The sequence below is a fragment of the Microvirga sp. P4_A5 genome (genome assembly GCF_056402495.1).
Genome location: NZ_JBFUHH010000155.1, coordinates 1 through 5,656, shown reverse-complemented (window position 1 = coordinate 5,656; position 5,656 = coordinate 1). Strand labels below are relative to the sequence as shown.

6 protein-coding genes and 1 pseudogene are annotated in these 5,656 nt (G+C 61.7%); 2 read left to right on the top strand and 5 right to left on the bottom strand.

The genetic code is table 11. The annotated features are described in order from the left end of the window. Positions 1–237, top strand: a pseudogene (locus tag AC1DVM_RS22245) (hypothetical protein); the annotation flags it as partial. A gap of 71 nt (positions 238–308) precedes the next feature. Here the strand turns inward: AC1DVM_RS22245 and dksA are convergent. The 5 genes from dksA to AC1DVM_RS22220 form a co-directional block, all read right to left on the bottom strand. Beyond that, positions 309–728: an RNA polymerase-binding protein DksA gene (dksA, locus tag AC1DVM_RS22240; RefSeq protein ID WP_477258170.1), complete on the bottom strand. Its 420-nt coding sequence runs from the start codon at positions 726–728 to the stop codon at positions 309–311. A gap of 161 nt (positions 729–889) precedes the next feature. Beyond that, positions 890–1,915 (bottom strand): hypothetical protein, encoded by a 1,026-nt coding sequence (locus tag AC1DVM_RS22235; protein WP_477258168.1) that lies wholly within the window; start codon positions 1,913–1,915, stop codon positions 890–892. Continuing rightward, positions 1,890–3,263, bottom strand: coding sequence for an MBOAT family O-acyltransferase (locus AC1DVM_RS22230; RefSeq protein WP_477258166.1), 1,374 nt, complete (start codon positions 3,261–3,263; stop codon positions 1,890–1,892). The genes AC1DVM_RS22235 and AC1DVM_RS22230 overlap by 26 nt, the downstream gene beginning before the upstream one ends. A gap of 288 nt (positions 3,264–3,551) precedes the next feature. Further along, positions 3,552–4,013: a helix-turn-helix transcriptional regulator gene (locus AC1DVM_RS22225; RefSeq protein ID WP_477258164.1), complete on the bottom strand. Its 462-nt coding sequence runs from the start codon at positions 4,011–4,013 to the stop codon at positions 3,552–3,554. 8 nt (positions 4,014–4,021) lie between these two features. Further along, the gene (locus tag AC1DVM_RS22220; RefSeq protein ID WP_477258163.1) at positions 4,022–4,669 is read right to left on the bottom strand and encodes a hypothetical protein; all 648 of its coding nucleotides are present in this window, start codon (positions 4,667–4,669) and stop codon (positions 4,022–4,024) included. Between the two features lie 163 nt (positions 4,670–4,832). Between AC1DVM_RS22220 and AC1DVM_RS22215 the strand changes: the two genes are divergently transcribed. Further along, the coding region (locus tag AC1DVM_RS22215; protein ID WP_477258161.1) for a right-handed parallel beta-helix repeat-containing protein at positions 4,833–5,656 on the top strand (824 nt) is incomplete at its 3' end.

Sequence of the window (5,656 nt, the reverse complement as noted above, 5' to 3'; positions counted from 1 at the left end):
CCCGGCACCCAACCTGAAGTCGGGACGCCCGTCATCCTGACCGAGGAAGTCACCGAGGAAATCGTCGTTGCGTCGACCGAAGAGGCTGATGGGCCGATCGAGCCCGCGCCTCCCGCGGAGATCCGGCCGGCGCCTCCGGCACCCGAAAAGGTCGCCGATCCCTTCTCGGTGGAAGAGATCGAGGCGGAATTCGCCCGCCTCTTGGGCCGCCCGCTGGATACCGGCAGGAAGGGCTGACGCCCCACCATCTGGAACAAAAAAAGGGCTCCTCGTCGGAGCCCTTTTTCATGTTTGCCGTTGGGGGGCGATCAATCGTCCCGGTAGACCCGCTCGTTCCGCTCATGGCGCTCCTGCGCTTCGAGCGACAACGTGGCGATGGGGCGGGCTTCCAGCCGCTTCAGCGAGATCGGTTCCCCGGTTTCCTCGCAATAGCCGTAGCTGCCGTCGTCGATCCGCGCGATGGCGGCGTCGATCTTGGCGATCAGTTTGCGCTGCCGGTCGCGGGCGCGGAGTTCGATGGCCCGGTCGGTTTCAGACGAGGCCCGGTCCGCCAGATCCGGGTGATTCTCGTTCTCGTTCTGAAGGGTGGCCAGGGTTTCCTGGGCCTCCTTCAGAATGTCGCCCTTCCAACGGAGAAGCTTGCGCCTGAAATATTCCCTCTGCCGCTCGTTCATGAACGGCTCGGCTTCGGTCGGTCGATAACCCTCGGCGATATCAATATTCGTCATGTGGGCCGTTTTATCCCGATGTACTGTCGCGCCCCTATATACACTCGCGAGGTTGGCCACAACGGCGTTCGGGCTCACCGTTTTGTCTAATAGGAGGCAGAGGGTCGCACCCTCCTCCGCGGCGGGGCGCCGCAGCCCCTCATCCCGGCGCCCGCCTTCCGTCACCTGAGGTCGGCGAGAGCCCTGGCGATATCCGCCTCGATCAAATGCGCCAGGGGCTGGCGGTAATGGCCCGCATCGAAGAACAGCTCCGGATCCTGAGTCTCCGGCCGCTGGACGCGCCAGTCGATGATAGCCGACCTGTCATGGCTCCGGACCGCCTCGGCAATGGCCGCCTTGCAGGCCGCATCCCGATAGGCTGCCTCCGTCTGGGGCGGCGGGAGAGCATGCGTGTAGCGCGGGGGATGGACCACGATAAGGGCCGTGTCGTCCGGAAGCCCAGCCGCGACGTCGCGCAGCCTGTCGGCAGCCGGGAAAAGGTAGGTCCCTTCCGCGGGATCCTGTTCGAGCCTTGGCGCATTGGCGAAGGGTCTTGCCTCGAGCGGGCGTCTCAGTTCGGGATTTCTCGCCTGATTGCGGGCCAATCTCGGGTCGTAATCCCAATAGCCATCCGGACGCGCGCGTTCGGCCTTGGGGTCGAACGCATAGGCCACGCGCAGACCCGCCTCCTCGAGAGTGCCATAGCGCAGCAGACCCCGTAGATATTCCAGCGGACTCTCGGAATACAGCCACAGCGGGAACGGATTCGTCGCAGCTGCCGACGGGTCTGACGAGCACCAGGTCAGATCGGCGCTCACGACGAGGGCCTTTGCGGCCTGCCGGCGGTGCCGGAGGTACCAGTTCAGAACCGCGAACTGCTCCCTGGGCCAGCCGCCGGGGGTCGAGAGCTGGACGAAGGCAAGCCCGGTCGACGCCTTGAGACGCTCCGGCGACAGCAATTGGATGTGCGAGTTCCCCGTGATCGCCGCATCAAAAGCCTGATCCCTCCCCCGGCTCGCCGCGGCGCTCCAGGGCCCCTGCGGACGCACGCCTGGCTTTGCGAGCAGGGTCGAACGACCGGTGTCATAGGGATCCACCGCATACGCGAAGGCGACGACCGACACGAGAAGCAACGCGGCGCCCGAGACGAGCGTGACCGCGAACCGCTTCCAACCCGAAGCGTCAGAACTGGAAATAGATGAATTCATAATTCGCATCGTCGCCGATCTTGAACACCACGATTACGAAGAGCACCGCGAAGGCGAGCGCGATCCAGCGTCGCGGCGGCATCCTGTGAACGAACGTCCATGCGGTCGGGCCGATCACCGCCACGGCGGCCGCCAGCGCGATCGCCCGCCACTTGAAGGCAAGGCCCTCTGCTCCGAGCCCCACGAGACCCTGATAGACCCGCAAGGCCGCCTCGAAGCTCGTGGCGCGGAAGAGCACCCATGTGAACATCACGAAGAGGAGGGTGAGGAACCAGCCCACGAGGCTCGGCATCGACCACCCGGCCCGCCGCCAGAGCAGGCCGAGGCCGAGGACGATGCCGTGGGCCGCGCCCCAGGCGACGAAGGTCAAGCCGGCGCCGTGCCAGAGGCCTCCCAGCGTCATGGTGGCGAAGAGAGCCCCGACCTGGAGGGCGAGCCCTCTCCGGTTCCCGCCCATGGCGATGTAGAGATAATCCCGCAGGAACCGCGACAGCGTCATGTGCCAGCGCCGCCAGAAATCCTGTAGCGAGACCGAGCGATAGGGCGTGTCGAAGTTCTGCGGCAGGACGATGCCGAACAGGAGCGCGAGCCCGAGCGCCATGTCCGTATAGCCCGAGAAGTCGAAATAGATCTGGAACGTGAAGCCGAGCGTCGCCTGCCACGCCTCCCCGACCGCGATCGCCTTGCCGGCTTCGGCCGCCTGGAAGACCGGGTTGACGTATTGGGCCAGCTGGTCGCCGATGAAGACCTTCTTGGCGAGGCCGCAGACCAGCAGCATGAGCCCCCGCGCGAATCGCTCGGCCGCGTCGGGCCGCAGATAGGGCCGCTCGTCGAGCTGGTGCATGATCTCGCTCCACCGCACCAGCGGACCCGCGAGAACCTGTGGGAAGAACGCGATGTAGAGCGAATAGCGCACCAGATCGTAGCGCGGCGCCTTCCCGGCCTTCAGATCCGTCAAATACATGATGTGGTGGAAGGTGAAGAACGAGATGCCCAGGGGCAGCGCAATGTCGTAATGGGGCGCTGTCAGCCCGGGAACGAGGTTCGCCAGGTCGGCGAAGAAATTGAAATACTTGAAGACCGCCAGCACCGCCAGATTCGCGCCGATCGCCAGCGGAATCAGGACATTGCGGCCAGTGCGGATGAAGCTTTGCGCCACGATCCAGTTGACGAGAATCGAAAGCGCCAGGAGCGGCAGGAAGCGCCAGTCCCAATAGCCGTAGAACGCGAACGACAGCAGAACCAGCAGCGGCAGTCGCAAACCCGGCCGGAAACGTTCCACGAGCCAGTGGCCGAGGAGCGCGAGGGGCAAGAACCCGAACAGAAAAATGAATGAGTTGAAAAGCATCGCCGCGTGAATCTGGTCAACGGCGCGCGATCTCCCCCCGCGCCAGGGGGCGGGTTCTTGTGGGCGAATGCGCCGGCGTCGTCAACGCTAGGAAAATAAGACTGCGTTGATCTATCGGTCTCCGCGATCGGCATTTCCAATCGGGTGCCAGACGTCGAAAGGTGCAATCGAGAGTTCGAGGGGAATGTCAGCTTGTTTCGAATTGAAGGCGATGACCGGCAGCGCCGCGATTTCGCCCCAAGCTGACTCTCTCCCTCAGAAGCTCGACCTTGGTAAACGCGCCGGCTCCTACTCATCCTCAATCGTGTAGGAAAAATCCTTCAGCGTGGAAACGAGTTCGACCTGTCTGGACGTTCCGGTTTTTTGCAACAGCCGCTTGATATGGAGGCGGACGGTTTCGGGCTTGATCCGCAAGGACTCCCCGATGACCGTCGTGTCATTCCCCTCTGCCAGAGCTACAGCGACGCGCGATTCGGCGGCCGTAAGGCCCAGGATCTGCTGCAACAAATTGGGGTCGGGCAGTTTTTTCTCGGCGGGATCGGAAATCAGCAGGACTGCGCGCGCGCTCTGAAAAAACTCGTTGGGGGAAGCTGCGAGCGGCGCGCCCTGGACGAGGAGCGGCGGTTTGCAGTCACGCGCGATTCTCACTGCCAGGGCCGGGGTCCCACCGCCCGCGATCTTCGGGCCCAAAAGATGCGCAATCAAATGCTTGAGCCGGGGTCTGGAATCCGTTGCCCGAGCGCGCAACATCCCGCCCTCTATGGCGAAGGCATCGTCAAAAAGGCTTCGCGCTTGCTATTGAGGTCCAAAACCTTCCCCGAGGCAGCCAGGAGAATGGCAGCCGCGCCGATACGTTCCAGCGCGTCCAGCATTCCCGACGCGTGCGCGCCGTTCATCGTATCCGCGAGAAAAAGAGCGCGTTGGAGATGAGGAAGGATTGACCGTATGCCGGCCAGTTCGGTTGCGTCGAACTCCGGACGACCAGCTTTTCTTTCGATCGAAAAAACAACCGGGGTGGATGAACTCGGATAGAGCATCGCGCCGGCAAACGGTCCAAAACCATTCCTTCGAATAAAATCCGAATTGAATGGATTGTTGATCATCTCCGTCTCATCAAAAATATGCCGCTCGGTGAAAAGATTTGTGCGCGAGGCGGACCGGCTCACGATGCGTTTGAGGCGATCGTTTCTGTCGTGCCAGTCCTCTCGGACATATTCCGACGCAAGCCCGTCAATGCCCTCGGACCACAGGAGCCTCATAGGTTCACTGGACGGCGAAATGAAAGCCGCGCCCTCGGCTTTGAAATGAAGACTTATTTCGTGAAATACCGTGCGCCAAAGATTTGGATTCTGCACAGATTTATAAATTCCCTCGATGATATGTTCGCGACTGTCAGGAAAGGGCATTTGAGGTCTCTGCGTCTCACTGGCCTGATAAAATGTTTGGCTACGTCTCCCTATCATACTTTGTGGTTACTCAACGGAAATCTATCCCAGATGGGGGATGTGCCTCTCGACGGTCAGCAATAGAGAAGGCTGAGAACCCCCTCGAGAGGAATTGTGTAATATTATGGCGAATATCTACGTTGATGCTTTGGCGACAGGGCTTGGTGCTGGTACGGTTGAATCTCCTTTCAAGACAGTTGGGGATGCACTCACAGAGTCGGAGCCTGGTGATACGATCATCGTCAGCGAAGGCATCTATACGGAGACGGTTGTCGTCAACAAGGACGTCACCATTCTCGGCGCCAATTCCGGCATTGGGGGTGCAAGCGACGAACGCGGCGCGGAATCGATCATCGAAGGTGGAATTCACATTCTCGCCGATGGCGTCACGCTCGATGGACTGAAAATTGTCGACGGTGGTTCTCTCGGCGAAAACGCAGGTGTCTTCGTCCAAGGCAACGGCGCTACCGTCACCAACAGCCTTCTTGTGCGCACGGGAACAGTCGACGGCGACGGCTTCCGTGGCGTGGTCACAGCCATTGGAGGAGTTGCCGATCTCGCGGTCACGGACAATCAGATGACCGGCTGGGCGACAGGCACCTATCTCAATCCAGGTGCCACCGGCACGGTGACGGGGAACGTGTACTCCGGAAACTATGTCGGCATCTCCAGCGATGGGCCGAACGGCGTAACGATTCAGAGCAACACCTTTGACGGGAGCGTGCTCGAGCAGGTGGGCATGGGTGCAGCAGGAGCCATTGTCGATCTCGCCGCGCTTCTGAACAGCAACACATTCACGAATAGCCCCGCGAACGGCGCAGTCTTCGTCTACGGCAACGGAGAGAACGAGACCTTTACCGGTTCCTCGGCTGCCGACCGAATCGACGGCGGCGCAGGCACCGACGGTGCGATTTACGAAGCCGGTGCGGTGATCGGGCGCGATACCCT

What these genes read in the sequence shown, in the direction of transcription:
- dksA (WP_477258170.1), bottom strand. Translation starts at nt 728, where the DNA reads ATGACGAATATTGATATCGCCGAGGGTTATCGACCGACCGAAGCCGAG.
- AC1DVM_RS22235 (WP_477258168.1), bottom strand. Translation starts at nt 1,915, where the DNA reads ATGAATTCATCTATTTCCAGTTCTGACGCTTCGGGTTGGAAGCGGTTC.
- AC1DVM_RS22230 (WP_477258166.1), bottom strand. Translation starts at nt 3,263, where the DNA reads ATGCTTTTCAACTCATTCATTTTTCTGTTCGGGTTCTTGCCCCTCGCG.
- AC1DVM_RS22225 (WP_477258164.1), bottom strand. Translation starts at nt 4,013, where the DNA reads ATGTTGCGCGCTCGGGCAACGGATTCCAGACCCCGGCTCAAGCATTTG.
- AC1DVM_RS22220 (WP_477258163.1), bottom strand. Translation starts at nt 4,669, where the DNA reads ATGCCCTTTCCTGACAGTCGCGAACATATCATCGAGGGAATTTATAAA.